The 26,418-nt window shown below is 65.7% G+C and carries 22 protein-coding genes; 10 read left to right on the forward strand and 12 right to left on the reverse strand.

Features of this window, described 5'->3' with window-relative positions; all coding sequences use genetic code 11:
* Nucleotide 1 precedes the first annotated feature (1 nt).
* Entirely contained in the window at nt 2-1,273 is a 1,272-nt protein-coding gene (locus NMQ16_RS02125; protein ID WP_257078827.1) for a glycosyltransferase, read from the forward strand.
* A gap of 38 nt (nt 1,274-1,311) precedes the next feature.
* The gene (locus tag NMQ16_RS02130; RefSeq protein ID WP_257078828.1) at nt 1,312-3,390 is read left to right on the forward strand and encodes a tetratricopeptide repeat protein; all 2,079 of its coding nucleotides are present in this window, start codon (nt 1,312-1,314) and stop codon (nt 3,388-3,390) included.
* Nucleotides 3,391-3,498: 108 nt separating this feature from the next.
* Here NMQ16_RS02130 and NMQ16_RS02135 read toward each other — a convergent pair whose 3' ends face one another.
* The 10 genes from NMQ16_RS02135 to NMQ16_RS02180 all read right to left on the reverse strand — a co-directional run bounded on the left by NMQ16_RS02135 (nt 3,499) and on the right by NMQ16_RS02180 (nt 16,643).
* Nucleotides 3,499-4,395 (reverse strand): universal stress protein, encoded by an 897-nt coding sequence (locus NMQ16_RS02135; protein WP_257078829.1) that lies wholly within the window; start codon nt 4,393-4,395, stop codon nt 3,499-3,501.
* The gene (locus NMQ16_RS02140; RefSeq protein ID WP_257078830.1) at nt 4,379-6,061 is read right to left on the reverse strand and encodes a cation:proton antiporter; all 1,683 of its coding nucleotides are present in this window, start codon (nt 6,059-6,061) and stop codon (nt 4,379-4,381) included. Before NMQ16_RS02140 ends, NMQ16_RS02135 begins: the two co-directional genes overlap by 17 nt.
* Before the next feature lie 110 nt (nt 6,062-6,171).
* Entirely contained in the window at nt 6,172-6,624 is a 453-nt protein-coding gene (locus NMQ16_RS02145) for a hypothetical protein (RefSeq protein ID WP_257078831.1), read from the reverse strand.
* Complete coding sequence (locus NMQ16_RS02150) at nt 6,621-7,793, reverse strand: Na/Pi cotransporter family protein (RefSeq protein ID WP_257078832.1); 1,173 nt, start codon at nt 7,791-7,793, stop codon at nt 6,621-6,623. The genes NMQ16_RS02145 and NMQ16_RS02150 overlap by 4 nt, the downstream gene beginning before the upstream one ends.
* A 4-nt stretch (nt 7,794-7,797) precedes the next feature.
* Nucleotides 7,798-10,530 (reverse strand): cation-transporting P-type ATPase, encoded by a 2,733-nt coding sequence (locus tag NMQ16_RS02155; RefSeq protein ID WP_257078833.1) that lies wholly within the window; start codon nt 10,528-10,530, stop codon nt 7,798-7,800.
* 397 nt (nt 10,531-10,927) lie between these two features.
* Nucleotides 10,928-11,965, reverse strand: coding sequence for a DUF6352 family protein (locus NMQ16_RS02160; protein WP_257078834.1), 1,038 nt, complete (start codon nt 11,963-11,965; stop codon nt 10,928-10,930).
* A complete protein-coding gene (locus NMQ16_RS02165; RefSeq protein ID WP_257078835.1) occupies nt 11,965-12,780 on the reverse strand; it encodes a formylmethanofuran dehydrogenase subunit C in 816 nt (271 codons plus the stop codon). Before NMQ16_RS02165 ends, NMQ16_RS02160 begins: the two co-directional genes overlap by 1 nt.
* Nucleotides 12,777-13,673 (reverse strand): formylmethanofuran--tetrahydromethanopterin N-formyltransferase, encoded by an 897-nt coding sequence (gene fhcD / locus NMQ16_RS02170; RefSeq protein WP_257078916.1) that lies wholly within the window; start codon nt 13,671-13,673, stop codon nt 12,777-12,779. Before fhcD ends, NMQ16_RS02165 begins: the two co-directional genes overlap by 4 nt.
* A gap of 4 nt (nt 13,674-13,677) precedes the next feature.
* Complete coding sequence (locus tag NMQ16_RS02175) at nt 13,678-15,348, reverse strand: formylmethanofuran dehydrogenase subunit A (RefSeq protein WP_257078836.1); 1,671 nt, start codon at nt 15,346-15,348, stop codon at nt 13,678-13,680.
* Nucleotides 15,345-16,643 (reverse strand): formyltransferase, encoded by a 1,299-nt coding sequence (locus NMQ16_RS02180; RefSeq protein ID WP_257078837.1) that lies wholly within the window; start codon nt 16,641-16,643, stop codon nt 15,345-15,347. The genes NMQ16_RS02175 and NMQ16_RS02180 overlap by 4 nt, the downstream gene beginning before the upstream one ends.
* Before the next feature lie 274 nt (nt 16,644-16,917).
* Here NMQ16_RS02180 and NMQ16_RS02185 point away from each other — a divergent pair, with 274 nt between their 5' ends.
* From NMQ16_RS02185 to NMQ16_RS02220, 8 genes are all read left to right on the forward strand, one after another.
* Nucleotides 16,918-17,919 carry a beta-ribofuranosylaminobenzene 5'-phosphate synthase family protein gene (locus NMQ16_RS02185; RefSeq protein ID WP_257078838.1) on the forward strand — a complete coding sequence of 334 codons (1,002 nt, stop codon included), beginning with the start codon at nt 16,918-16,920 and terminating at the stop codon, nt 17,917-17,919.
* Between the two features lie 92 nt (nt 17,920-18,011).
* Nucleotides 18,012-18,914, forward strand: coding sequence for an NAD(P)-dependent methylenetetrahydromethanopterin dehydrogenase (locus NMQ16_RS02190; protein WP_257078839.1), 903 nt, complete (start codon nt 18,012-18,014; stop codon nt 18,912-18,914).
* Nucleotides 18,915-18,939: 25 nt separating this feature from the next.
* The gene (locus NMQ16_RS02195) at nt 18,940-20,103 is read left to right on the forward strand and encodes an ATP-grasp domain-containing protein (protein ID WP_257078840.1); all 1,164 of its coding nucleotides are present in this window, start codon (nt 18,940-18,942) and stop codon (nt 20,101-20,103) included.
* The gene (gene mch / locus NMQ16_RS02200; RefSeq protein ID WP_257078841.1) at nt 20,100-21,098 is read left to right on the forward strand and encodes a methenyltetrahydromethanopterin cyclohydrolase; all 999 of its coding nucleotides are present in this window, start codon (nt 20,100-20,102) and stop codon (nt 21,096-21,098) included. Before NMQ16_RS02195 ends, mch begins: the two co-directional genes overlap by 4 nt.
* A gap of 5 nt (nt 21,099-21,103) precedes the next feature.
* The gene (locus NMQ16_RS02205) at nt 21,104-22,030 is read left to right on the forward strand and encodes a RimK family alpha-L-glutamate ligase (protein WP_257078842.1); all 927 of its coding nucleotides are present in this window, start codon (nt 21,104-21,106) and stop codon (nt 22,028-22,030) included.
* On the forward strand, nt 22,024-22,908 hold the full coding sequence (locus NMQ16_RS02210; protein ID WP_257078843.1) for a triphosphoribosyl-dephospho-CoA synthase: 885 nt from the start codon (nt 22,024-22,026) through the stop codon (nt 22,906-22,908). Before NMQ16_RS02205 ends, NMQ16_RS02210 begins: the two co-directional genes overlap by 7 nt.
* A 152-nt stretch (nt 22,909-23,060) precedes the next feature.
* Nucleotides 23,061-23,570, forward strand: coding sequence for a formaldehyde-activating enzyme (gene fae, locus NMQ16_RS02215; protein ID WP_257078844.1), 510 nt, complete (start codon nt 23,061-23,063; stop codon nt 23,568-23,570).
* A 163-nt stretch (nt 23,571-23,733) separates the two neighbouring features.
* Nucleotides 23,734-24,444: a glutathione S-transferase family protein gene (locus tag NMQ16_RS02220; RefSeq protein ID WP_257078845.1), complete on the forward strand. Its 711-nt coding sequence runs from the start codon at nt 23,734-23,736 to the stop codon at nt 24,442-24,444.
* Nucleotides 24,445-24,506: 62 nt separating this feature from the next.
* Here the strand turns inward: NMQ16_RS02220 and NMQ16_RS02225 are convergent, their stop codons facing one another.
* The gene (locus tag NMQ16_RS02225) at nt 24,507-25,802 is read right to left on the reverse strand and encodes an FAD/NAD(P)-binding oxidoreductase (protein WP_257078846.1); all 1,296 of its coding nucleotides are present in this window, start codon (nt 25,800-25,802) and stop codon (nt 24,507-24,509) included.
* Nucleotides 25,803-25,816: 14 nt separating this feature from the next.
* Nucleotides 25,817-26,221, reverse strand: a complete 405-nt coding sequence (locus tag NMQ16_RS02230; RefSeq protein WP_257078847.1) for a hypothetical protein — start codon at nt 26,219-26,221, stop codon at nt 25,817-25,819.
* Between the last annotated feature and the right edge of the window lie 197 nt (nt 26,222-26,418).

Below are 26,418 nucleotides of genomic sequence, written 5' to 3' on the forward strand. Positions count from 1 at the left end.
CATGCAAGCGCTTGAAGGCCTGCTGATCAGCTTTCAGTACACCGGGACCTATTCGGTGGCGCTGTTCTTCTTTGCTGCCTACCCCATCATTTCCAGCCTGGTGTGGATCACCACCTCGCTGTTCTTCGTGTTCCGCTGGGAACGTGACGAGCCGGGAGCGGCGGCGCCCGACCGCAGCTTCGCCCCCCCGGTCAGCATCCTCATTCCGGCGCACAACGAAGATGCGGTGATCGCGCGCTCGCTGGTCGCGGTGTGCGCCGTCGATTATCCGGACTACGAAATCGTGGTTGTGAATGACGGCTCCAGCGACGGCACGGTGCGCCAGGTGCTGCCCTTCGTGCAGACGGGCCGGGTGCGCCTGATCGACAAGCGCATCAACGAGGGCAAGGCGATGGCGCTGAACGACGCGCTGCCGATGCTGCGCGGCGACATCGTGCTCATCATGGATGCCGATGCGGAGCCCGAGCCCGACATCCTGTGGCATCTGGTCCCGCACTTCCAGAGTGCCCGCGTCGCTGCGGTCACCGGCAACCCGCGGGTGCGCAACGCCGACAACTTCCTGAGCCGGCTGCAGGCGATCGAATTCACGTCCATCGTCAGCCTGCTGCGGCGCTCGCAGCGCATCTGGGGCCGCATCGTGACGGTGTCGGGTGTGGTGGCCGCCTTCCGCAAGAGCGCCGTGCAGTCGGTCGGCGGCTTTTCACCCGACATGCCGACCGAAGACATCGAACTGACCTGGAAGCTGCAGCGCCACTTTCACGACATCCGCTACGAGCCGCACGCCATCGTATGGATGACCGTGCCGACGCACTTCCGGGCGCTGTTCCGGCAGCGGCTGCGCTGGGCACGCGGCCTGATGCAGGTGCTGCGCCGCCATCGCGACGTCATCCTGCACTGGCGTTACCGCCGCATGTGGCCGATGTTGATCGAATCGGTGCTGTCGATCTGCTGGGCCATCGTATTCGTCGCGATGACTGCCCTGTGGATCGCGTCGTGGGCGATCGGCTTCCCGCCGGTCGGCGCTTCCCCATTGCCCAATCTGTGGGGCATGGCGATCGCTACCCTGTGCCTGATACAGCTCGCCCTCGGTACGCTGATCGACCACCGGTATGACCGTGGAATCTGGCGCTACTTTCCGTATGCCGTGTTCTATCCGCTTGTTTACTGGGCCTTCCTTGCGATCACCACCTGCATGTCGCTGCACCACCTGTTTGTTGCGCCTGCGCGACAGTCGATCACGTGGAACACGCCGCGCACCGGGCGCGAGGCCTGATACTTTTGTTATACGACTCGCCCGCAACATCCCGCTCCATGACGCGCGCACTGCCTGCCCTGACGCTCGCCCTGACCCTGATGCTTTTGCTGACCGCAGCAAAGCCCGCCGTCGCCGCTCACCCGCAGCGGGAGGAAGCGCGCAGGCTGGTCGACGCGCGCGAGTACGCACCGGCGATCGAGCTCTACCGCGGGCTGGTGAGCCAGTTTCCGGAAGACACCGATCTGCTCATCGAAGCTGCCAGGGTCGAAGGATTTGCCGACCGGAACGAGGCCGCCGCCGACCTGTATGAACGCGCCCTGCGCGTGGCACCCGCCCGGCAGGCTGACATCCTCCCTTCACTCGCCTGGCAGTCGCTCTGGGCGGGTCGCTTCGAACGCGCCGCAGCGCTGTTCCAGCAGCGGATGAATGGCTGGTCCGATGCAGCCTCGGTCAGCGACAGCCGGCGCGGCCTGATCGAATCCCTGCTCGGTCTGGCACGTTCGCGCACCGAAGCGCAGGACTACGCCGGTGCGCTCGACATCTATGCACGACTGGCACAGGTCGACCGCGCGGATGCAGCACGCACGGCGGAGGTCGCGCGCGTGCTGGGTTATGCCGACCGCAACGCCGAGTCGGCACTCGCCTGGCGACAGGCGCTTCAACTGGCGCCGGAGCGGCGTGCCGACTGGTTGCTGCCGCTGGCCTGGCAGACCTTGTGGTCAGGCGATGCCGCAGGGGCCCGTACGCTGTTCTCGGAAGCGCACGCCGAAGGAATCGGCTTGCCTGAAACCTGGCGCGGCCTCGCGCAGGCCTGCACAGCGCTGGACCGTCACCCCTGTGCGGCCGAGGCGTGGCGCAAGCTGCTCGCCGCCCGGCCGGACGACCGCACGGCGCAACGCGGCCTGGCGCGCGCCTTGCTGTGGTCGGACGATCCGGCCGGTGCGAGCGCGATCTACGCCGCCCTGCTGCAGACCGATCCGGACGACGCCGATGCACAGCTCGGTCTGGCGCAGGCGGAGAACTTCTCAGGTCGGCATCGCGCCGCAGTTGGTGAGTTCGACCGGCTGGGCACCTCTGCGGATCCCGGTCTGAACGTCGCCAGGGCGCGCGCACTGTACTGGGCCGGATACGCCGACGAGGCGATGCCGCTGCTGGCCGACATCACCGACGAAGGCGCACTGTGGCTGCGCGATTACCGCATCCGGCGCGATACGCAGCACTACGCTTCGGCCGGCATCGACTGGTCGGACGACGCCGACCGGTTGCGCATCGTCACGCCATTCGCGCTGGCCGGCTGGCGACGTTCGCCGACAGAACTGTTCGAGGTCGGCGTGCGTCTGCCGCAGATCAGCGGCTACGAAACCGGAACACGTTCGCCGCGCCGCACGGTCAGCGGCAGCGAAATCAGCGCAACCTGGGGATTGCGTCTGGGCGAGGTGCGAGGCAGCCGCGGCACGCTGTGGCCCAGCTTCACGCTCGGCCGACGCGATTACGACGGCTGGCAGAGCACCGTATGGCGAGCGCGCCTGCGCTACGTCCCCGCGGATCTGTGGCGCATCGACGCAGAAACCGGCAGCGGCATCATCGACACCATCAGCGCACTGCGCAACGAAGTGAGTTTCCGCGACGTGTCGATCGGTGCGACCTATACGCCTGCGCCGCGCTGGAGCTTCGCCGGCAGCGTCGCGCGGCTCGAATTCGACGACGACAACCAGCGCACCCGCATCGCCTGGCGCGGCGACTACGCGCTGTGGACGCGTCCGCAGATCCGGCTGGGCATCGAAGGTAACCGGTTCGAAAACAGCCGGCCGTGGGACGTCAACCGTGCCAATCGCGGTTACTACAACCCGGACCGCTACCTCGAATACCGGGCCTTCATGTCGATCTACGACGACGTCCGCCCGTGGAGCTATTACGCCAAGGCTGCGTTCGGTCGCTACGACGAGACCGATGGCGACGGCAACGGCGCGTCCGGTCGCAACTACCTGCTCGAAGGCTGGGTCGCCTACGACCTTGGGCCCGGCTGGCAACTGCGCGCCGCAGCCGGCATTTCCGACAGCGAGGCCGGATCGCCGGGCGGCGGCAGTGGCTACTGGCGCCGTTTCGGCAGCATCACACTGAACGCCTGGTTCTGACCCGCCCCGGCCCGATCGGAACGCGAGGTTCGCGTGTTCTACTGGATCGCAAGGATGGCAGCACGCGTTCGTCAGTGGGCCGCTGCCTCGCCCGGTGTCGAATGACGCTCACCCAGAGATCGAATCACCGACGACCAGCACGTCGCAGTCGGACTCCGACAGTACATGTCGGGTCACGCTGCCCAGCAGCATTTCCTTGATGCGGTTGCGACCGTGCTTGCCAAGCGCGATCAGATCGCAGTGCTCCTGCTGCTGCACCTCGCGGATCAGCGAGCACGCATCACCATGGCGAACGATGCTGCGCGATTGGTCGGCAATGCCGGCGCTTGCCTGCAGTGCCTCCATCTGCTGGAAAGCCGAGCTGCGCTCGGCAATCCGCAGCGCATGTATTGCCGCGTCGTCGATGCCTGCGTAGCGCAGCTTGCCTTCGAACGGCAGTTCGAAGCCGTGCAGCAATATGATCTCAGCGTGCGGAGCGAATGCGCGAACAGCCTGCAGCGACGGCTCCGACGCCATCGAGAAATCAACCGGCACGAGCACGCGCCGGTACGCTGCATGAGGCTGCTGGCGTACCACCAGCACCGGCCTCTTCATCACGCCGAGCATGCGCTCTGCCGTTGAGCCCAGCATCACGTGGCGCATGAAACCCTCACCGCGCGCGCCCACCACCAGCAGATCGGCATCGAGCTGATCGGTCTGGTCAACGATTTCCTGCACGACCGCACCGGTCAATACGCGCACTGCGGCGGATACTCCGTGCGTCTGCCCCAGTTCGTCGGCGAGCTCACGCAGTGTTTTGCAGGCATCATCGACGATGCGCTGTTCGACCGTCGGCGCGCCGGTGCCGAGCATTTCATGCAACGCCGCCATCACGCCGATGCTCACTGCATGCATCAGGGTCAGCTGCGCGCCCGTTTCCGAAGCGAGCTGAAATGCGCGTGCAAGCGCCTCCCGGGCCGGCGCCGACAGATCGGTTGCCGCGAGAATGTTACGGATTGGCTTCATGTCGCTCCTCCCTCTTGCGTATCAGATCGAACAGGTGGTCCACAACGTAGTCCACCGCGTTGCGGAACGGATACAGCACGATCGGAGCACCCGCGCGCTTGAGCTGCTCACCCTGCACATCATCACGGGCCACGATCGCCACCTCACCGGGAAAGTTGCGCGACCTCAGCGCCGCCAGCCACTCGCGGTTCGACTCGAAGTCAGGCAGGGTACTGATGGCCCACTGGACCATATCGAGCGGCAGGCTGTCGAGGAAGTGCGGATCCTGGGCATCGCCGAAATCCACCTGCACTCCGCGCCCGCGCAGCTCGATCACAACTTCCGGATCGAAATCGATGCCGCGCACGGTCAAGCCGGCGTCGGCAAGCTGCATTGCGAGCCGTTTGCCGTAGCGCCCAAGCCCGAACACCATCACGTCGGTCGCACCGGAACGCTCGACCCCGCTCTCCACCGTCTCCTCGCGGTGCGGATGCATGCGCTCGAACATCGACAGCCAGGGCGACAGCCTCTCGAACAGCGGCTGTGAATGAATGATCATGTAAGTGGACAGCGCAATGGTGACGAGTCCGACCAGCGTCGTCAGCCCCAGCGCCTCGCGGCCGATGTGGCCCAGCGTAATGCCCATGGCAACGAACACGATGGAGAATTCGCTGATCTGCGCGACGGTCAGGCCGGCGAGAAAGCCCGTGCGCTTGCGATAGCCCATATACCCCATGATGGCCATCACGATCAGCGGGTTGCCGATCAGAACGAAGGCGCTGAGCACAATCGCCGGCACGACTTCATCACTCAGCGTCGACAGATCGAGTCGGGCGCCGAGATCGATGAAGAAGAACAGCAGCAGGAAGTCACGCACGCCGGTCAGGCGGGCGCTCATGGCTTCACGGTAAGGGGTCGACGCCAGCGAAAAACCCGCCACGAAGGCGCCGGCTTCCTTCGAGAAGCCGGCCCCTTCGCCCAGTGCGGCAAGGCCGGTTCCCCAGGCAATCGCAAACAGCAGCAGCAGTTCCTGCGAGCGGGCCATGGTGCGCACCAGCGGCGGCAGGATGTAGCGCATCAGCACGAAGATGAGCAGCGCGGCGCCCGACACCCGCGCGAGCAGCGACAGAACGACTTCCATGGCGCCCGCATCGCCCGCGCCGCGCAGTGCACTCATCGCCATCATGGCAAGCACGACGGCAATGTCCTGCACGATCAGGAAACCGACCGCGATGCGTCCGTGCAGCGAATCGAGCTCGTGCTTGTCGGACAGCAGCTTGACTATGATGATGGTGCTGGAGAAGGTCAGCGCTACCGCGACATAAAGCGCTTCCATCGCGCCCCGGCCGAGCAGCAGCACCAGGACGAAACCGAACAGTATCGTGAAGCACAGCTGGCCCAGACCGGTTGCCAGTGCAACGGGTCCGATGCGCCGGACATGCGAAAGATCCAGCTTGAGTCCGACCACGAACAGCAGCACCGCGACGCCGATCTGCGCCAGCAGGTCGATCTGGTCATGCGCCTGGACAAAGCCGAATGCCGCCGGCCCGGCCAGTATGCCGACCACGATGTAGGCGATCAGCACCGGCTGGCGCAGACGAACGGCCAGCGCACCGGCGGCCGTGGTCATGCCGAGCAGCAGTGCCATTTCGGAGAACACGCCGGTCTGCATGCCTTCAGTCACCATGAAGCGCTCTTCTCACTATCCTTGCCTTCCTGCCGATTCCGCATCCTGCACAGGGGATCGCCGACGGAAACGGCCGCCGTCGGCCCGCCGCGACGACGCATGCATGCCGCCTACTCTGCAATCAGGTGCATCCGGCTTTCATCCGGACTCATCGCATCGTCATTCATTTCGATCCGGTGCAGCAGTTGCAGCACCTTCCCGGCCTGCTCCGCAGCAAGACGCATCGCGCGCGCCCGCTCCAGCAGTGCATCCATGCGCGCGATGTCCAGTGCGTCGGCAGCGGCGGCACGCAGAATTGCGTCCTTCAGGGCGGCATACGCGGCAACGAGCGCATCGGGCAACACTGCGGCAGCGGGCAGACCTGGCGCATCCCCGGCCGGCAGCACCGACTCGATCCAATCGCGAACGTGCGTGCGAAATCGCGTCTCGCAGCTCACCACGTCATCCGGAAGCGGTCCCGAAGGAACCGGTTCAGCCATCAGGGATGCCATACGGGCGACCGTTTCGTAGTACCGCAACTCGCGCAGGACGCGCGGCAGGCGCTCACCGCTGGCGGCACTCATCGTACTGCGGTGGATGCTGACGACGAATCCGGCGACTGCCCGCGTGAGCCGGTCGAACGAATCACGCTGATGGGCGATCGACGCGGGTGCAGCGCCATCCCCCTGCCCATCGCGCCGACCCGGCGCGCCTCCAGCGCCAGTGCATCCAGTGCCAGCGTAGGCACCGAAAGCACGTTCGCGTCGAGGTGCTGCGGACGTCCGGCGTCTTCGTCTGGAGTAACGAAGCGCGCCGACAGGGCTCGCTCCAGCCGCATGGACAGGGGCCACATCAGCAGCACGCCGAGCACATTGAACGTCGTGTGAAACGTCGCGAGAACGGTGGTCGCCGTCGGCTCGAGTTCCAGCACCTCCGTCATCCACGCGACCAGCGCAAGCAAGACCGGCAGGCTCAGCAGCGCAACAAGCGCGGTGATCAGATTGAACGCCACGTGTGCGGCGGCCGTGCGTCGGGCATTCGGTGTTGCACCCAGCGCAGCGATGATCGCCGTGACGGTGGTGCCGAGGTTGACACCTATCACGCCAGCGGCGGCCACCGACAAGGGCACCACGCCACCGGCCACTGCGGTCAGCACGACGGCCATGGCGGCACTCGACGACTGCATGAGCGTGGTCAATACGATGCCCACGAGCACCGCCGACAGCACGCTGCCTGCTCCGCCGCCCGCCCAGGCGTCGAAACTGACAGCGCTTCCGATCCCTCCGAATGCCTCCCGCAGCACATCGATGCCCAGGAACAGCGCACCGAAGCCGGCGATCGTCATGCCGATCGCCCCGCGGCGCGACCCTTCGCCGGTCAGACGCAGCAGCATGCCGACACCGATGAGCGGCAACGCGAACAGCTCGATAGGCATCTTGAAGCCGACCAAGGCCACCAGCCAACCGGTCATCGTGGTGCCCACATTGCTGCCGAAGATCACCCACATCGACTGACCGAGTGTCAGCAGGCCCGCATTGACGAAGCCGATGGTGGCGACCGTCACCGCACTCGACGATTGCACCAGACCGGTCACCAGCACGCCGGACAGCAGTGCGCGCAGCCGGGTGCGTGTCCATTCGGCCAAGATGCGCTCCAGCGCGGGGCCGGCTGCCAGTTTGAGTCCGTCCGTCATGAACCCCATGCCGAGCAGGAACAGGCCGAGCCCGCCAAGAAGGTGAAAGAGCGATTCCATGAGGTCAGCCGCTCTGCCGCCCGCGGCGTGCCCAGGAGCGCACCGCCAGTTTCTCGAGTTCGATGATGACCATCAGCAGTGCGCCGAACACCAGGACCGGCCACCAGTCGTTCGTCTGCGGCGGCGCAGTGCCGAAAAGCATCTGCGCCGCCGGCAGATAGTTGAACAGCCCCTGCAGCACCAGCAGCACCAGAATCGCGAGCAGCACATAACGGTTGCCCGTGACCCCTTCGAAAGTCAGCGAGCTTGCGGTGAGGTGGCGCACATTGAACAGATACACGATCTCGCCGAACACCAGCGTATTCACGACGACCGTGCGCGCCAGTTCGAGCGATCCACCCTCATCGAGGATTCGCAGGAACAGGAACAGACCGCCGGTCACCAGCAGCAGCGACACGAACACGATGCGCCACAGCAGGAAACGGGTCAGCAGCGGTTCATCCGGATCTCTCGGCGGGCGGCGCATGATGTCCGCTTCCGGTGTTTCGAATGCGAGCGCGAGCGACAGGGTGACGGCGGTCACCATGTTCACCCACAGGATCTGCGCCGGCGTGATCGGCAGCGTCAGGCCGAGCAGGATGGCCGCGACCAGGATGCCGGCTTCGCCGCCGCCGGTCGGCAGGATGAAGATGACCGACTTGCGGATATTGTCGAACACTGTGCGGCCCTCTTCCACCGCGGCGGCAATCGACGCGAAATTGTCGTCGGCCAGCACCATCTCTGCCGCCTCCTTGGCGGCTTCCGTACCCTTGTCACCCATGGCCACGCCGACATCTGCGCGCTTCAGGGCAGGCGCGTCATTGACGCCGTCGCCGGTCATCGCCACGACGTCGCCGTTCGCCTGCAGCGCCTGAACGATGCGCAGCTTGTGTTCCGGGCTGGCACGGGCAAATATTTCGGTGCCACCGACCGCGGCGCGCAGTTGGCCGTCATCCATCTGTTCGATCTGCGGGCCGGAGAGCACGCGCACCGTGTCGCCCAGACCCAGCTGTTCGCCGATCGCACGGGCCGTGACGGCATGATCGCCGGTGATCATTCGCACGGCGATGCCGGCACCGCGACAGCGCGCCACCGCGGCGACGGCCTCCTCGCGCGGCGGATCCGCGAGCCCGAGCAGCGCAAGCAATGTGAAGCCGCCCGATTCGACATCGGCAAATGTCAGCGTGCGCACCGACGCATCCATCGGCTTGACGGCCAGCGCGATCAGGCGCATGCCCTCGCCTGCAATGGCTTCGCTGCAGGCATGCCAGTAGCCCGGATGTAGCGGCTTGGCATCGCCGTCCTCGCGTTGTTCGCGGCAAAGTTCGAACACGCGCTCGGGCGCGCCCTTCAGCAGCATGAAGGCATGCCCCTGATGATCGTGATGCAGGGTCGCCATGAATCGGTGTTCCGATTCGAACGGAATGGTGTCGATGCGCGGCAGCCTGTCCGATTCGCGGCGCGCATCAAGGCCGGACTTGAGTGCCAGCGTGATCAGCGCACCTTCGGTCGGATCGCCTGCAAGTACCCATCTGCCCTCCCCATCCGGGTTCAGCGCGGCGTCATTGCAGAGCAGCGCGGTGCGGCCGATCTCGACCAGTTCGGGACAGTCGGTCAGTTCGCATTCGCCGTCGCCGCGCGCAAACCCGCCTTGCGGCGCGTAGCCCGCACCACTCACCCGGAAGGTGTCGCGCGCCGTGACCACACGCTGCACAGTCATTTCATTGCGCGTCAGCGTGCCCGTCTTGTCCGAACAGATGACCGTGACCGATCCCAGCGCCTCGACCGCCGGCAGGCGCCGGATGATGGCGTGACGCTTCGCCATGCGCTGGACGCCGATGGCCAGCGTGACGGTCATGATCGCGGGCAGCCCCTCCGGAATGGCCGCCACGGCCAGACCGACCGCGGCGAGAAACATGTCCGCCACCGAATAGTCACGGACGAGTATGCCGAAGCCGAAGGCCAGTGCGGCAACCCCGAGGATGGTCCAGGTCAGCCATGCACTGAAGGCTGCCATCCTGCGCGTCAGCGGTGTGGCCAGTTCCTGCACACCCGCGAGAAGCGTGCTGATGTGGCCGATCTGGGTACTTGCGCCGGTCGCGACGACAACCCCCGTCCCCTGACCATAGGTCACCAGCGTGCCCGAAAAAGCCATCGATCGGCGATCGCCGAGCGCCGCGTCATCCGCGCACACCTCGGTGTGCTTGTCGACCGCCACCGACTCACCGGTCAGCGCAGACTCGTCGATGCGCAGGTTGCGCCCGTCGAGCAGTCTCAGATCGGCGGGAACCCGGTCGCCGGACGCGAGAAACACGATGTCGCCGCGGACCAGTTCCGCGGCGGGCAGATCGATCCGGCGACCGCCGCGCAGCACCTGCGCGCGCGGCGAAAGCATCTTCCGGATGGCATCGAGCGCTGCTTCGGCCTTGCCCTCCTGCAGAAAGCCGATCAATGCATTGATGAGCACCACGCCGGCAATGATTGCGCTGTCCAGCAGGTGCCCGAGCAGCGTCGTCACCACGGCAGCACCGATCAGCACACGGATGAGCACATTTTCGAACTGGGCAAGCAGGCGTTGCACAACACTGCGCCCGGCCGGCACGGGCAGGCTGTTGGCGCCATCGGCCGCGAGTCGGCGCGCCGCCTCGTCGGTTGTCAGTCCGGCCTCGCGCGCGCCGCCGACCGAAGTCAGGGTGGCTGCGCCGGTGAGCGCGTGCCAGTTTTCCGGCCGCGCAGGCGTGTCTGTCGGCTGCCGCATTTCAAGGCTCCTTCGGGTTCAACCTGAAAACCTTTTGACCGCTTGCCATTCCGCTAAAAGCCCTGCGCATCAAGGAGATCGGCGCTTCTTGCTTGCTTGCCGTCCAGGCGACACCGCTTCGACCTCGCGCGCACTGCCGGCGGGGTGCCCGGCTGCGTTGCTCGTCCTTGCAGGGTGCCATCCTGCCGCGTCCTCGCGCCTTGCCGTACGCCCCGCCAACCATGCCCACGAAGCCGATCAACTGAGGTTTTCAGGTTCAACACAATGCTAACCGCGCTGCGCGACGATTTAATTCGCGCGCTCAGCAAATGCAGGCAAGCTTGAGGGCGATCAAGAAAAGCTGAAAACCCGGAGGGATCAGGGAACAAACAGGGCGTCGGCGTACGCCCGATGGACGTCAGTGTGTGCCTGTCAGCGGCAGGTTGAGCAGCAGATTCTGCGGCTTCATCTGAACCAGACCGTTTTCATCCATGGCCAGTGCCAGCCAGACCGGACGCGCCGCACCGTCACGGCGCAGTTCGGCGCGCATGTCACGCGCATCGAGGAAGTCGAGGCGGAACAGCGCGACGATGCGCGACAGGCGGTCGGGCGCCAGTTCACCGCCTTCGTACAGCGTGTTGAGCAGGTCCATCGCTTCGCGGTCAAGTCCGATGTGCCAGGCCCAGTGTTCGTCGCGGATGTCCTGCTGCGGCGTGATGCGGACGGCAGCACCGTAGAAGTGGGCGATCCAGCGTTCCATCACGCGACACAGCGCGTCCAGCGCAGGTTGGCCGTAATTCAGCGGCAGCACGGCGCGGCGCCCGGCGCGCGCATACAGTTCGGCGGCGTTGCCGGCATCGAGCACGTCGAGCTCGGCCGCACGCGGAATCGCCCCGGCCTGCCGGATCAGGCGGCCGATGTTGCCGAAGCCGCCGGTTTCGGCATAGTCGCCCAAAGTTTCCGCGTCGGCCATCAGGATGCGGCCCGCGTGCGGTGTCGCCCGCTGGCTGCGGAAGAACAGTTCGGCGGCGCGCCACATCAGCGCGCCGTCATTGCCGGTGCAGTCTTCGAGCAGGCCGTGCAGGATGAGCTGGGTGAGCTGCGGCACGAACAGTGGCGCGATGCCGCTCAGACCGTCGAGAAACAGTTCCAGCCACGCCGATTCGATGTCCGGCCGGGCGAGCACGCGGTCGCGGAAGGCGATGAAGGCGAACCAGTTGTCGCGCGCGTCCGCGTCGGCAATCGAAGCGATTTCGGCGTGATCAACGATGCGCGCCGGCGCATCGTGCAGGCTGGAATGCAGCGCGCGCTCGGCGTCGCAGCTGTCCGCCACGAGCGCCAGTTCGGGCCTGGCCAGCCAGTCGCGCAGCAGCGCGTCCGTCACGACCAGACGCCCGGCTGCGTTGCGCCTGACCCGCCCGAAGGCCGAGTCAGGCCACCAACCCGCCGCCGTCATCAGCCGCGTACGAGCAGTTCGCCGCGTCCGCCAACCGCCATGTCGCCCATGTAGCGACGCACCGTGCACGCACCGGCGTCGAGCGTGCCGAACGGTCCGGGCAGCCCTTTCCAGCTCGCGTACAGCAGACTCAGGAAACCGAGCCGGTGCGCACCGCAATCGACGACGGTGGGCAGCATCTGCGCCGGCAGCGCGTTGAGGATCAGCGTGCCGCGCTTCATGCCGTACGCCGGATAGGCGCCCAGCGCGCCGGCTACCGCAATGGTGCCGGCGATCATGCGGGTGCCGCAGTAGTCGCCCGCATTGCCGCCGACCAGTATCTGGCCGCGCCGCATGCGGTCGCCCAGACGATCGCCGGCATGGCCACCGACCAGCAGCAGGCCGCCGGCCATGCCTTTCATCTCGCCAGGAATGGCACCGCCAGCCGATTCGCCGACGTCGCCGGCGATGTCGATGCGACCGCCCTTCATGCCGGTCGCGCAGAAGGCCCCAGCCGAACCGGAGACGGTGATCGTGCCGCCCAGCAGTCCCTGGCCGACGTAAGGCCCGGCGTCGCCGGCGACGGTGACGTGGCCGGACTTCATGCCGGCGCCGATGCGTTCGAGCTTGCTGCAGTCACCGCGGAACACGATGTCGGTCGCGTCGTCGCCGGCGATGTCGAACAGCTCGTCCGCGCGCACGACGCGCTTGCCGACGTTCAATACGATGGCTGCGATGTCGGACGCCGCCTGGCCGGCCAGTGCGGCAGGATTCAGCATGCCGACATCGACGCGCTGGGCCGGTGCGCTGCGCAGCGTGAATGTCAGGGCGCTCATTTCAGGATCTCCCGCAGGTGGTACTGGAACTGGCCGAGCTTGCCGCCGTAGTTTCCGGCCGACAGGCGGCGGATGCCGCCGGCGGCACCGATCCGGCACACCGCGCGCATGCCGACCTCCATCGCCTTTTTCACCGACGCGTCGGTCAGGCCGTCGATGACGATTTCGAGTACCGCGCCGATGCGCTCATCGAGTTCGGATTTGGTCGCGCCGCGCAGCGTCGGGCAGAAGGCGTCATTGGTCGAGGCCGACAGCGCCTTGTACTTGGAGCCCACCTTGGAGCCGGAACGCACGACGCCGCCCGGAAAGGGCATGACGATTTCGCGCAGCTTGCGCATGTCGACGATGGCCGCCTCGCACGCTTCGAGTGCCTGGACCTGGGTATCTGCGAGCACCAGGAAGTTGCCGCCGCCGACCGCCTTCACCATGCGCGCCGTGTCCTGCACGAGGAACTCGCCATCCATCACCGGAATGCGCCAATAGCGCTTGCCGGCGATCTGCTTCGAAGTCTGGAAGCCGTCGCCGAAATAGCGCAGCGTCTTGCCCAGCGGCACCGGGTCGCCTTCGTCCAGCCCGGCGAAGATGGCGCTGGTCGGGCTGGTCAGCACGCACTGGCCGACCCGCCGCTCGATCTGCTTGATCAGTTCCTTGCTCGACACGGCAAACAGCAGCACCGATACGCCCGGACGGCCGTCCGGCGTTTCGTCCGGCGACATCATGCGTTCGATGCCCGCCTCGGCGCCGCAGGCGATGACCGAAGTCGCGAATCCGGTCAGTGCATTGGCCGAATGCAGGGCCCAGGTTTCGTTGTAGGCCGTGATGATGAGGCGGATGCCCCGCATGCCGAATGCTTCGGCAAAGGTGTCGTCGATTGCTACGCCATTGATGATCATCGGTTCAACCCCGCTTCCGGCAGGCATGGGCGATCAGCTTCGAGCCGCCACCGCACTCGCACAGTTCGTCGTCACTGATCTTGAAATTGTTCATGCGCACCGAATGGAAACGTTCGAAATAGGGTTTGATCTTCTTTTCGATGCCGATGTCGAATTCGGGCTTCACGGCATGCGTGCCGCCGCGCACGACCTTGACGATGCGGCCGTCACGCACCACCAGTTCGCCGTCCTTGAACACCAGTTCCGGCTTCTCGAACATGCGCTCGCGGTCGGCATCTTCCTTGTAGACCACGATGTCGGCCGCCGCACCCGGTGCCAGGTGACCGCGATCGGCGAGGCCGATCAGCTTCGCCGGACCGGCGCGCGTCATGATCGCGATCTCGTACAGCGAATATTCGCGATCGAGTCCCGCCAGGTTGCTCATCGCGCGCGCATCCGGGTTGATCGTGTCGAGCATCGCGTTTCGGAAGCTGCGGTCCATCAGCAGCTTGATCAGGTGCGGATAGGTCGTGAACGGCGCGCCGTTCGGATGGTCGGTGGTCAGGAAGATGCGCCACGGGTCATCGACCATCAGGAAGATCTCCAGGCCGATGGCCCACTGCAGCGCATTGACGAAGTTCTGGTCCTTGTACTTGAACGGCACCACACCGCAGCCGGCGTCGCACTCGATGTCCATGATTACCGACTTCTTCGGCGAGCCGTGACCGGCGTTGCGGTACTGCACCATGTTGTCGCCGGACGCGGTCACCGTCTGGCCGAACAGGATCTGACCGACGTCGGCCGACACGTTCTTCTTCTGGTTGATCGCCTCGGCAATGCGGGCCGCAGCACTCGAAAACTTGCGCTCGCCCTCGGTGCCGTAGCTGTGGAACTGGATGTGCGTCAGGTGGACCGGCAGGCCTTCGGCCGCGTCCATCGTGCCCAGCGTGGTGTCCACATTGCCCGGCACGCCCAGATTGCTGGCATGCACGTGCAGCGGCTTGGCCACGCCGAGATCATGTACGGCACGCGACAGTACCTTCACGATCTCGCGCGGCGTGATGCCGTAGAAGGCGTTCTGCTCGTCGAGGTCGAGCTTGCGCTGGTTGAACTTGAAGGCGGAAATCGCACCCGGGTTCACCACCTTGATGCCGACCGTCTGCGTCGCGTGCAGCGTCCACGCCACGTAATCGTTGATCGCCTGCTGGTCTTCCTTCGCCGCCAGCATGCGCAGCAGGAAATCATCGCTGCCGAGCATGGCGTAGCCGCCGGTGTCCAGCATCGGCGTGTCGCCCATTTCCATGTGGGCCTGGCGCGCGTTGATCGGCAGCAGCGCCGGCTCGAACGCTGCGGTGTAGCCCATTTCGGCGTAACGGTAGCCGGCCGCCAGGGTGCCGGGCGCGGCGTGACCGCAGCTGGAACGCGTCAGTTCGGTGCGCTCGACCGGATCACCGCGATGGTCTTCCGGCAACATTTCGCGCGCGATGTTCACCTTGCCGCCACCGATGTGGCTGTGCATGTCGATCGCGCCCGACATGACGATGCGGCCGGAAATGTTGTACTCGGCGCTGATCCTGTCATTCGCGTCCGGCGCGGCGATCAGCCGGCCATCGCGGATGTAGAGGTCGCGTACCTGATCATCGACGCCATTTGCCGGATCGATCACCCGGCCGCCGGTCAGCTTGATGACGTTCACGACTGAACCTCCTTCAAACGGGTGGCGATGGCGACCGCCACCTCGCCGGCCGCCGGCAGCGCGCTCCTGCGCAGGGCCTGCAGCGGCAGCGTCACGACCTTGTCGGTACGCACGAAATGACCGGTGTGATGCATGCCAGGCGTCGCGACAGGAATGTAGACCTGCGGCTCTGCGGCCAGCTTCAGCGACGGCGGTGCGATAACGATGGTGGGCACGCCGGTGGCCGGCGGCGACTGCAGGTCGTTCAGACTGGACAGCCACACCAGCGCATCCGCTTCACCGTTCGCGAGCAGGCGGTCGATGCCGTTGTGCAGCGGGTCGAACTTCGGTGCGCCGCTGGCATAACTGGTACGCATCGGATAACCGGTCTGCCAGGTATGCACGGCGCCCATCGACAGGTCGCCGTCATTGCCGGCCAGCGGCAGGCTGTTGCAGCGGGTGGTCACATTGAGCCGACGCACCAGCGACACGATGGCGCCGACATTCAGGTCGAGCTGCGACACCTCGAATGCCGGTCCGGCCCACACGACCACGCTGTACCGTGCGCCAAGCAGCGCATCGGCCAGTGCCTGCCAGCGCGCCAGCGCAATGCCCAGCGGGGCATCGCCGGCCACCGGTTGCTGCGCCACCAGCGCGTTGAGCACCGACAGCGCTTCGGGCATGCGGCCGGGCTCGAAGTCGAACACGTCGGGCCCACGCCCGTCCGGCGAGTGGCCCGGCTGCGTATCCAGACCGCCGCCGAGATAGACGATGCGCCGGCTGGCCGGCTGCAGGTCGAACATCGTTTCCTTCACCCACACGCAGCGTTCGAAGAAGCGTGGCTGCGCGCTGACCGCATCGGTGCCGACCAGCAGGATCAGGTCGGCGCGATTCTTCACTTCGGCCAGCGTGGTGTTGATGCCGCCGCCGTCCTGGACCACGCGACTGGCGCGCCAGCCGAATTCGTTGTTCATGTGGTCGATGACGCCGCCGGCGCGATCGACCAGTTCCATCGCACCGCGTGCGCCACTCACATCGAGCGCCATGCCGCCGAACACCGGCTGGGCCGACGCGGCGAGCAGACGAGCCGCTTCGGCGCAGGCTTCGTCCAGCGTGGCCGGACGGCCGGCGATGCGCGGCGTCGCGGCAGTCGAACCGGCGCCCAGGCGGGCAAATCCGCTGACAGCCCGATCGCAGCCATGGGCCACCACCGCCAATGCAGCGCCGGCGGTATCGACGCTCAGGTCGTCGCAGGCATGGCCGCACAGCGGACAGGCCACCTCGGTGACGACAGTCGAAGTCGCTTCATGGGTCATGAATCATCCGTTTCATCAGTTGGGTCACACTCAGCACTCGCCACGATACAACATGCAAAAAGCGGGTGCGGACTGACGTTCGGGTGCCGCAGTGCAGCATCGAAGTCACGACGAAGGGGTGAGATCAGTCTGTTTCACATGCGATACAGCACGATCCGAAAACGACGTCACCCGGCAGCACCAAACTCCGCCGCTGGGCCACATCATTCAAGCCTTCCCTGCGCTGCAGGCGAATTTGGGATAATCGATGCCTCTTCGGACCACGATTGACGCGATGAACTCCAGACACGCAACCGCCGCCGCCCTGACCGTCCGGGCCCCCGCGCGTCTGCACCTGGGCTTTATCGACCTCGATGGCAGCATGGGGCGGCGCTTCGGCAGCGTCGGTCTGACGCTTAACGGGCTGAACACGGTGGTCGAGATCGAGCCTTCCGAGACGCTCCAGGTGACCGGCCACGACGCCGAACGCGCCCATCGCTACGCCCACGATCTGAGCACGCGCTTCGACCTGCCGCCGGCGCGCATCACGCTGACCGAGGCCATTCCGTCGCATTCGGGTCTGGGCTCAGGCACCCAGCTCGCCCTCGCGGTCGGCATGGCACTGGCCCGGTTGTACGGACTCAATCTGGATTCACGCGAAGTCGCCAGCCTGCTCGACCGGGGTGCCCGCTCCGGCATCGGCATCGGCAGTTTCGATGGTGGCGGCTTCATCGTCGATGGCGGTCGCGGCGCGGTCGATGCACCGCCCCCGATCATCGCGCAGATGCGCTTTCCGGCCGCCTGGCGCATGGTGCTGATTTTCGATCACGCATGCCGCGGCCTGCACGGCAGCGCCGAGAAGGAGGCGTTCCGCGTGCTGCCGCCCTATGCGCCGGGCGTGGCCGACCGGCTCAGCCGGCTGGTGCTGATGCGCGCATTGCCGGCGCTGGCCGAGGAAGACATCGACCTGTTCGGCGCCGCGATCAACGAACTGCAGCATTGCGTCGGCGATTATTTCTCGCCGGCACAGGGTGGCCGCTACACCAGCAAGCGGGTTGGCGAGGTCGCGCTGACCCTGCAGGAACTGGGCGCAGCCTGCATTGGCCAAAGTTCGTGGGGGCCGACCGGCTTTGCGCTGGCCGCATCGGAGGCCGATGCGCAGGCCATGGTCCGGGCGGTGCGCGAACGCTACGCGGATGCAGCCGGACTCGACTTGATGATTTGTGCTGCGCGCAACGAAGGCGCGCAGTGGTCATCGCGACAGACTTCAATTGCTGCCTCAACCAGCCGTGAATAGGTACCGGGCACATCTGTTGCCCACGCAAGCACGCACCTGACAACGACGTAACCAGAGTACGCAGCCTTCGGGCGGAAAGAGTGAGACAGACCATGGAAAACCCCTACATCCTTCACATGTTCAGCCCGACCAACAACATCAGCCCGTTCGACGTGAACATGGCGTGTGATGCGGGCTACCAGGTTCTGATGCCGTATTCCGGCGTCGGCCTTGACCAGATCTACGGCCTGACGCAGGACGCAATCTTTTCGCGCGGCCCCAATGGCGTGAAGCGCACCGGTCTGTTCATCGGTGGCCGCGACATCGGTCTGGCGGCCGACATGCTCGATGCCTGCCGCAATGCGATGGTGCCGCCGTTCGAAGTGTCGGTGTTCGCCGACCCCAGTGGCGCCTTCACCACCGCCGCTGCGCTGGTCGCCTGTGTCGAACGCCAGCTGCGCAAGGCGCACAACACCGAACTCGAAGGCAAGACCGTGCTGGTCCTCGGCGGAACGGGCCCGGTGGGTACCGCCGCGGCCGTACTCGCCTCTAGCGCCGGCGCCAAGGTGCTGGTCGGCAGCCATTCGAGCGCCATGCGCGCCCGCGTCGCATCCGAAGTGGTGAATACCCGCTACGGTTCGTCGGTGCTGCCGGTCGAGGCAGGTTCGAATGAACAGAAGGAAAACCTGATGCCGCAGGCCAACATCATCCTGTGTACGGCGAAGGCCGGCATCCAGGTGCTGAGCAAGGCGCAGCTGATGTCCGCGACCTCGCTGCTGGTGGCTGCCGACGTCAACGCGGTGCCGCCTGCCGGCGTCGAAGGTCTGGGCGTGATGGACGACGGCAAGCCGCTGGAAGCCGGTTCCGGCAAGGCGGTCGGCATCGGCGCACTGGCCATCGGCAACGTGAAGTACCTGTGCCAGCGCGGATTGTTCCAGCGCATGATCAATACCGACAAGCCGGTCTATCTCGACTTCCGCGACGCCTTCGCCACCGCCCGCGAACTGGTGGCCTGACCGTAACGGGCAGGAAAGCACGCCGGTGCCGCACTGGCTCATCGTGTCGGGCAGCGCACGCGCGCTGGCGCACTCATGCGTCGCGGCAGGCTGGACCTGCGATGTGATCGATCCGTTCGCCGACACCGACACACGGGCGCTGGCCCGACATACCGTCAGGGCGGATTTTCGCGACGGCGCCTTCGATGACGACTTGCCTGCGCTGATCGCCGGACTGGCAGAAGACTGCGACGGCATCGTCGCCGGATCGGGCTTCGAACGGCGGCCTGATCTGCTTTCCGCGCTGGACCTCGCACTTCACGCATCAGCCCCGCGCATCGGCAACGCTGCGGCGACCGTACAGCGCTGCAAGGCGCCGGATTCGCTGGCCGCGGGCCTGCAGCAGGCGGGCGTGCGCTTTGCGGCGATGCGCAGTGAAGGTCGGGCGCCCGAGGGCTGGCTGATGAAACAGACCGGTGCCTGCGGCGGCGCACATGTGCGCCCGACGCGCGGCGGCGAAGCGATACCGGCGGGCTGGCACGCGCAGGCACACGCGGCGGGCGTTCCCGCTTCGGTGCTGTTCCTCGCCGATGGCCATCGCGGTCGCATCATCGGCGTCAGCCGGCAGTTTCCAGGGGCGATTGCCGGGCCGTACGCCTGGTGCGAAGCGGTGAGTGACCTGCCGCTGGACGACGCGCAGCTGACCGCACTGGAACGCGATGTCGACGCCATCGTGCAGGCGTTCGGACTGCACGGACTGAACGGTGCCGATCTGGTGCTGCAGGGCGGCCGTCACGTGCTGCTGGAAATCAACCCGCGGCCGACTGCGACACTCGCGCTGTACGAAGACCGGGTTGAAGGCGGCCTGTTCGCAGCCCATGTTGCCGCCTGTGCCGGGCGACTGAACGATGTGGTGCTGTCACCGTCGCGCACGCTGCGCGGCCTCCGCGTGGTCTATGCGCCCCACGACCTGGTCATCGGCGACGGCGTCCGGTGGCCCGGCGGCTGCACCGATCTGCCGGCTGCCGGCAGCCTGGTCGCAAAGGCAACACCGGTCTGCACAGCCCACGCGGTGGGCCATGATGAAACCAGCGTTCGCACGCAGTTGCAGCAACGCCAGGAAGAAGTGCTGTACCGGATCGCTCCGTCCGCCGGAGCGGTCGCAACAGACCATAACAACGATCTTGTATTCCCGAGGAGAAGCGCATGAGCACTGCAGAACACGGACCGGTCCTGACCGGCGCCCAGCCCAGCGTGGGCCGCTACGTCATGGATCTGGTCGAGGGCCTGGTACGCGACGCCGACGCGCTGCGCATCAAGGTTGATGCCCTGCCCGGCGGCGGCCGCGTCATCGACGCCGGCATCCACTGCCACGGCGGCATCGAAGCCGGTCGCCGCATCACCGAAATCTGCATGGGCGGTCTGGGCACCGCCACCTTCAACACCCGCGATGCGCACTGGCCACTGACCATCAACGTGCATTCGACCCATCCGGTCGTCGCCTGCCTGGCCAGCCAGTACGCCGGCTGGAGCCTGTCGCACGGCGAAGGCAAGGATGCGTTTCATGCGCTTGGGTCCGGGCCGGGCCGTGCGCTGGCCGTCAAGGAGCCGCTGTTCGCGGAACTGGGCTACAAGGACGACGCGAAGCACGCCGTGCTGGTGCTGGAAGTCGATCGTCAGCCGCCGGCCGAGGTGCTGGCCAAGATCCGCCGCGACTGCGCTGTCGCCGACGACGCCGTGACGCTGATCCTGACGCCGACGCGCAGCCTGGCCGGTACGGTGCAGGTGGTCGGCCGCGTACTCGAAGTCGCGCTGCACAAGGTGCATGCGCTGGGCTTCCCGCTGACCCAGGTGGTCGACGGGTCCGCCAGCGCGCCGGTCGCACCGCCGGCGCCCGACTTCCTCAATGCCATGGGTCGCACCAACGACGCCATCCTGTTCGGCGGCGTGGCACAGCTCTATGTGGACAGTGACGACGATTCGGCTGCCGATCTGGCGCAGAAACTGCCGTCTTCCTCGTCGCGCGACTATGGCCGACCGTTCGCCGAGGTGTTCAAGGAAGTGAAGTACGACTTCTACAAGATCGACCCGATGCTGTTCGCCCCGGCGCGCGTCATCGTCAGCAATCTGCGCACCGGCAGGAGCTTCCGTGCCGGCCAGATCAATGCCGAACTGCTCGGCCGTTCGTTCGGCGAAGGCAAGTAAGCGCCATGGGTGCGCAGCAGGCCGACATCGCCATCGTGACCGACGAGCCGGGCTGGCACGGCAAGCGCCTGGTCGAGGCCTTCCGGGCGCGCGGCCTGCTGGCGCGCTATGTCAGTCTGGGCGAGTGCCACATCGACCTGCAGCGCGGCGTGTCGGGTGTCGTCATGCCCGGCTTCGAGCAGACGTTGCCGCAGGCCGTATTCGTGCGCGGCGTGGCCGGCGGCACGCTGCAGCAGGTGGTGTTGCGCATGGATTTCCTGCACTACCTGGGCGAGCTGGGCATTCCGGTCTACAACCACGCCCGCGCCATCGAAAAGAGCGTGGACAAGGCGATGACCAGCGTGCTGCTGCACCACGCCGGCATTCCGACGCCGCCCACCTGGGTGGCCGAGAGCGAAAGCGAGGCGCGCGCGGTGCTGATGCGCGAATTCGCCGCCGGTCACGACGTGCTGGTCAAGCCGCTGTTCGGCTCGCAGGGCGAAGGCATCGTGCGCCTGACGGCCGGCGATGCGCTGCCCGACGCGGAAAACGTCGGCCACGTCTGGTACATGCAGCGCTACAGCGCCCGCTCGCGCGACGCACTGGGCGAGTGGAGCGACTGGCGCATCATGGTGATCGACGGCAAGCCGGTCGCCGGCATGCTGCGCAAGGGCCGCAGCTGGCTGAACAACGTGTCGCAGGGCGGACGCTGCGAAGCCATTCCGCCCGACGAGGCACTGACCCGGCTGGCGGTCGATGCGGCCCGCGCCACCGGCATGGACTACGCCGGCGTCGACATCCTGCGCGACGACCACGGCCGGCTCACCGTACTTGAAGTCAACAGCATTCCGGCCTGGAAGGGTCTGCAGGGCGTCACCGGCATGAACATCGCGCAGGCGCTGGCGGACGACCTGCTGCGCCGCTGCCCGGCAGCGGGCGAGATCGCATGCTGATGACGCTGCCGCCCGACACCGGCCGGATCGCGCCTCAGGCGGCGCTGGAAAACGCCTTTCTGACTGCGTGCAGGCTCGACATCGAGGCGCTGAAGCCGGGCAACGTCGGCCGTCATGGCGACGGTCACCGCATGCAGGTGGTCGATTTCCTCGCCAGCGCGGAGGCGGCCGCCGGGCCGATCTGTCGCGCGGACGCGACAGTCGGCGAACGCATCGAAGAAGCGATGCGCGCCACCTGGCAGGCGGTCGGATGCAACACCAATCTGGGCATCGTACTGGGCTGCGCGCCGATCGCCCATGCTGCACTGCACCGCCAGCCTGACGAGGACTTGTCGGCGTCGCTGCAGCGTACGTTATCCGGCCTGACTGTCACCGACGCGTCACACGCGTATGAGGCAATCCGTCTGGCGCAGCCTGCCGGACTGGGTCGGCGCGACGATCACGACGTGGCGGGCGATGCGCGGATCACGCTGCTGCAGGCCATGCAGATCGCCGCGCACCGCGACAGCATCGCCGCGCTGTACGCATGGCGCTACGAATTGGTCCTCCGCCACCTGTTGCCGATCCATCTGGCGGCGCGTGATCGATGGTGCAGTGAAGCATGGGCAGCGGCCAGAGTGTTCATGTTCTGTCTCGCATTGATTCCCGACACCCACATCATGCGCAAACATGGTCCGGAAACGGCGCTAATGGTGCGCAACACGGCGATACGCCTGCTGGACAGGTTTGAACGGGCGGATGATCCGGTTATGATGCAAGACACGCTGAGGGAATGGGATGAACGTCTTAAAACGGCGGGTATCAATCCCGGAACGAGCGCAGACCTGACGGTTGTGACAGCCTTCCTGGCCGGCGCGCTGGAAATTGCCGGCGCATGACGGCGCCAGGATGCAACCAAAAGCAAGAAAGCATCACAAAGGCACCAGAAACGCACCGCAACGAAGTTTTTATCCTGTGTTTCGTACCCCGGAACGCGGGCTACCACAGGGGGTAAACCCCTATAACTTGCCTAGTAATGAGGAGATTCGATATGGCGAAGATTAATGGTCTGTGTGTTGGTGAATCCCTGGTTGGTGACGGCAATGAAGTCGCTCACATCGACCTGATCATGGGCCCGCGTGGCAGCGCTGCAGAAGCCGCTTTCGCCAACGCCCTGGTCAACAACAAGGACGGTTTCACGTCCCTGCTGGCCGTCGTTGCACCGAACCTGCTGTGCAAGCCGGCAACGGTCATGTTCAACAAGGTCACCATCAAGGGCGCCAAGCAGGCTGTCCAGATGTTTGGCCCGGCACAGCGCGGCGTCGCGATGGCCGTTGCCGACAGCGTCGCTGACGGCACGATCCCGGCTGACGAAGCCGACAACCTGTTCATCTGCGTCGGCGTGTTCATCCACTGGATGGCCGAAGACGACGCAAAGATCCAGGACTTCAACTACCGCGCGGTCAAGGAATCGATCGCTCGCGCCGTTGCCGGTACCCCGACCGCTGCTGAAGTGGTTGCCAAGAAGGGTTCGGCCACGCACCCGTTCGCCGCAAACTAAGCCTCACGGCTTAGTTGCGAAAAACGCCCCCGGCCAGACGGCCGGGGGCGTTTTTTTTGTCCGGTGCGCAAGCGCGTTCGTCAATTCGCTCGACCGCAACGTGGAGGCTACACTGCGGCGCAGAGACCACCCGCAGCTCGGCCATTCCAACGAAGGGAGCATCATGATCGATCTCTACACCGCGGCCACACCCAACGGCCACAAGGTTTCCATCGCACTGGAGGAACTTGCGCTGCCCTACACGGTACATGCGCTGTCGCTGTCGGCGCGCGACCAGAAGGAACCGTGGTTCCTCGCGATCAATCCGAACGGTCGAATCCCGGCCATCATCGATCGCGCGGAGGACGACTTTGCGGTATTCGAATCCGGCGCCATCCTGATCTATCTGGCGGAAAAAACCGGCCGCCTGATGCCGTCGGACATGAAGGGCCGCTCGCGCGTGCTGCAGTGGCTGATGTTCCAGATGGGCGGCGTCGGCCCGATGATGGGTCAGGCAAACGTGTTCTTCCGCTACTTCCCGGAGAAGCTGCAACCGGTCATCGACCGCTATCAAGGCGAGTCGATGCGGCTGTTCCGCGTGCTCGACGGTCATCTGAAGGAACACGAATTCCTGGCCGGTGACTACTCAATCGCCGACATCGCGAACTGGGCGTGGGTGCGCACTTATCCGTGGTCGGGCCTGAACATCGACGAGTTGCAGCACCTGAAGCGCTGGCTTGATGTCATCGACGCGCGGCCCGCCGCGCAACGCGGTGTGGTGATTCCGCCCTCCGACATCGATCTGTCAAAGCCAGAGGGTGACAAGGCGGACGCCTTTGTCCAGGGCGCACGGAACATGGTCGAAACCGGGAAATCCAGGAAGGACGGGGTCTGACCGACCGCTAGAGGTGCCCGGCGGACACCTGGGCCTCTGGTATCCGCCGTCATGCCCCCACGTCAGGCGAAGGTGTCGTCGAACAGGCGTTCGGCCCACTTGAACATTTGCTCGAAGTTCTTCGTTGAGTGCCGTTCCGCTTCGCCGAAGGACGCATCGACGCGCTTCATCAGCCCGCTGCCGGCGTCGTAGGCGAACACCGCGTTCAACCACGAGGCCGTCGTGTAGGTGATGGGACTGTAACAGGCCGAATTGAGCACCAGGCTGGACAGCCTCGCCGGCTCATCGATCGGCCAGCCGTTGAGCATGCGCACGACCGCGTCAGCGCACACCTTGGCTTCGCAGTTGGCGATGTGGCCGGCCTTCGGCAGCCCCGTGCCCTGGGCATCACCGATGACGTGAATATTGGGGGCGACCGCCGATTCGAATGACAGCGGATCGACGCCGGCCCAGCGCCCACCGACATTTGCCAGCCCGAGGTGATGCACGAGCGGTGCCGCGGTATTGCGCGGAATGTGGTTGAGCACATCGCAGCGGTACGCAATCTCGCTGGCGCCATTGCGAACCCACGCCACGCGCCGGCTGCCTTCGAAGCTCACCCGCACCACCTCCGCGTTCGGCACATATTCAAGCCGGCCGGCGTACAGCACATTGAAGGCGTTCAGGAATGCCGAAGGCTCCGCCTGGATGACCGGGTTGGCGTCAAGCACGACGATTTTCGAGCGCGGCTTCTTGCGCTTCAGATAATCCGCGATGACACAGGCCCGCTCATAGGGGCCGGGCGGGCAGCGATACGGTGCTTTCGGGATCGTCAGGATAACGGTAGTGCCGTTCGCCATCTTCATCAGCTGGTCGCGCAGCGTGAGCGTCTGGCTGCCGGCGATCCACGCATGCGGCACCATCGCCTGCAGGGCCGGCGTGCCCAGACCGGGTACCGGGTCAAAGCCGATACCGGGCGCAACGATGAGGCGATCGAAGGCCAGGGTCGAACCGCTGGCCAGATCGAGTTTCCCGGCGACTGGATCAGCGGCGACCGCCCGGTCGCGCACCAGTTCGACGCCGTAGCGCTGATGCAGCATCGAGTGATTGAAACCCAGCGCCGCATATTTGACGCGATCGTTCAGCACGAGATTGCTGAGGATGCACGACACGTGCGTTGCATCGGGCTCGACCAGACTGACCGACACACCGGGGCCGCCCCACTGCGCAACGTACTTGGCTGCGGTCGCGCCAGCGAAACCACCGCCAACCACCACGACCCGCGAGGTCGCGGCACGCGCGTGACGCACATGACCCAGCAAGGGCAATGCGGTTGCTCCGGAGGCTGCCTTGAGAAAGGTTCTGCGATTGAAATTCATGGACATGTTCTCCCTCAACGACGCGTGGTCGGCGACACGCGCCGACCGCTGGCCGACTTCGCCTTGGCTCTATGCTCCGACTCGTCTTCGTCGTCATCACCGCTGCGACCGCTGACCGGCGAACCGGCATTGACGGCAAACCACTGCGCGATGCGCTGGATCTGATCGTCGTCGTAGCCGCGTGCCTGCAGGTGCATGATGTTCTTGGCGCCAGACTTGGCGCGCATCTCGATCATTTCTTCGGCGATTTCGGCAGCGGTCTCACCGGTCAGTCGGTCGAATCCGCCCCGACCGGTGCGATCGGCGGCGTGACAACCGAGGCATTGCGACGCCAGGAGCCTGTCGTCCTCGGGTGCAGCCAGCGCAAGCGCTGACCATGCACACAGCGCAAGCGCCACACTTTTTCCCATCTTCTGCATTGCGTCTCTCCTCGGTTGGAACAAGGGAAACGGTCTCACGCAGCTAAAGACCCTTCATTAATTAGGGGTTATCGCAAGATTAAATCTTGTCCAGATGAGGCCGCTGAAGAAAACGGCAGCACCTTGTCGTGCTTCCGCGCACCGGCGGGTGTGTCGATGTGAGCTCAAGGCTTCCGCACGCGCGCTACGCAAACAAA

Origin of the sequence: Methyloversatilis sp. XJ19-49, assembly GCF_024580145.1 — a bacterium.
Classification (GTDB): domain Bacteria; phylum Pseudomonadota; class Gammaproteobacteria; order Burkholderiales; family Rhodocyclaceae; genus Methyloversatilis.

Bases quoted from the DNA above. Each gene is read 5' to 3' on its own strand.
- NMQ16_RS02155 (WP_257078833.1), bottom strand. From the start codon at position 10,530: ATGCGGCAGCCGACAGACACGCCTGCGCGGCCGGAAAACTGGCACGCG.
- NMQ16_RS02160 (WP_257078834.1), bottom strand. From the start codon at position 11,965: ATGACGGCGGCGGGTTGGTGGCCTGACTCGGCCTTCGGGCGGGTCAGG.
- NMQ16_RS02180 (WP_257078837.1), bottom strand. From the start codon at position 16,643: ATGACCCATGAAGCGACTTCGACTGTCGTCACCGAGGTGGCCTGTCCG.
- NMQ16_RS02140 (WP_257078830.1), bottom strand. From the start codon at position 6,061: ATGGTGACTGAAGGCATGCAGACCGGCGTGTTCTCCGAAATGGCACTG.
- NMQ16_RS02190 (WP_257078839.1), top strand. From the start codon at position 18,012: ATGGAAAACCCCTACATCCTTCACATGTTCAGCCCGACCAACAACATC.
- NMQ16_RS02210 (WP_257078843.1), top strand. From the start codon at position 22,024: ATGCTGATGACGCTGCCGCCCGACACCGGCCGGATCGCGCCTCAGGCG.
- NMQ16_RS02220 (WP_257078845.1), top strand. From the start codon at position 23,734: ATGATCGATCTCTACACCGCGGCCACACCCAACGGCCACAAGGTTTCC.
- NMQ16_RS02230 (WP_257078847.1), bottom strand. From the start codon at position 26,221: ATGCAGAAGATGGGAAAAAGTGTGGCGCTTGCGCTGTGTGCATGGTCA.
- NMQ16_RS02150 (WP_257078832.1), bottom strand. From the start codon at position 7,793: ATGGAATCGCTCTTTCACCTTCTTGGCGGGCTCGGCCTGTTCCTGCTC.
- NMQ16_RS02185 (WP_257078838.1), top strand. From the start codon at position 16,918: ATGAACTCCAGACACGCAACCGCCGCCGCCCTGACCGTCCGGGCCCCC.
- NMQ16_RS02225 (WP_257078846.1), bottom strand. From the start codon at position 25,802: ATGAATTTCAATCGCAGAACCTTTCTCAAGGCAGCCTCCGGAGCAACC.
- NMQ16_RS02125 (WP_257078827.1), top strand. From the start codon at position 2: ATGCAAGCGCTTGAAGGCCTGCTGATCAGCTTTCAGTACACCGGGACC.
- NMQ16_RS02205 (WP_257078842.1), top strand. From the start codon at position 21,104: ATGGGTGCGCAGCAGGCCGACATCGCCATCGTGACCGACGAGCCGGGC.
- NMQ16_RS02130 (WP_257078828.1), top strand. From the start codon at position 1,312: ATGACGCGCGCACTGCCTGCCCTGACGCTCGCCCTGACCCTGATGCTT.
- mch (WP_257078841.1), top strand. From the start codon at position 20,100: ATGAGCACTGCAGAACACGGACCGGTCCTGACCGGCGCCCAGCCCAGC.
- fhcD (WP_257078916.1), bottom strand. From the start codon at position 13,673: ATGATCATCAATGGCGTAGCAATCGACGACACCTTTGCCGAAGCATTC.
- fae (WP_257078844.1), top strand. From the start codon at position 23,061: ATGGCGAAGATTAATGGTCTGTGTGTTGGTGAATCCCTGGTTGGTGAC.
- NMQ16_RS02165 (WP_257078835.1), bottom strand. From the start codon at position 12,780: ATGAGCGCCCTGACATTCACGCTGCGCAGCGCACCGGCCCAGCGCGTC.
- NMQ16_RS02135 (WP_257078829.1), bottom strand. From the start codon at position 4,395: ATGAAGCCAATCCGTAACATTCTCGCGGCAACCGATCTGTCGGCGCCG.
- NMQ16_RS02145 (WP_257078831.1), bottom strand. From the start codon at position 6,624: ATGAGTGCCGCCAGCGGTGAGCGCCTGCCGCGCGTCCTGCGCGAGTTG.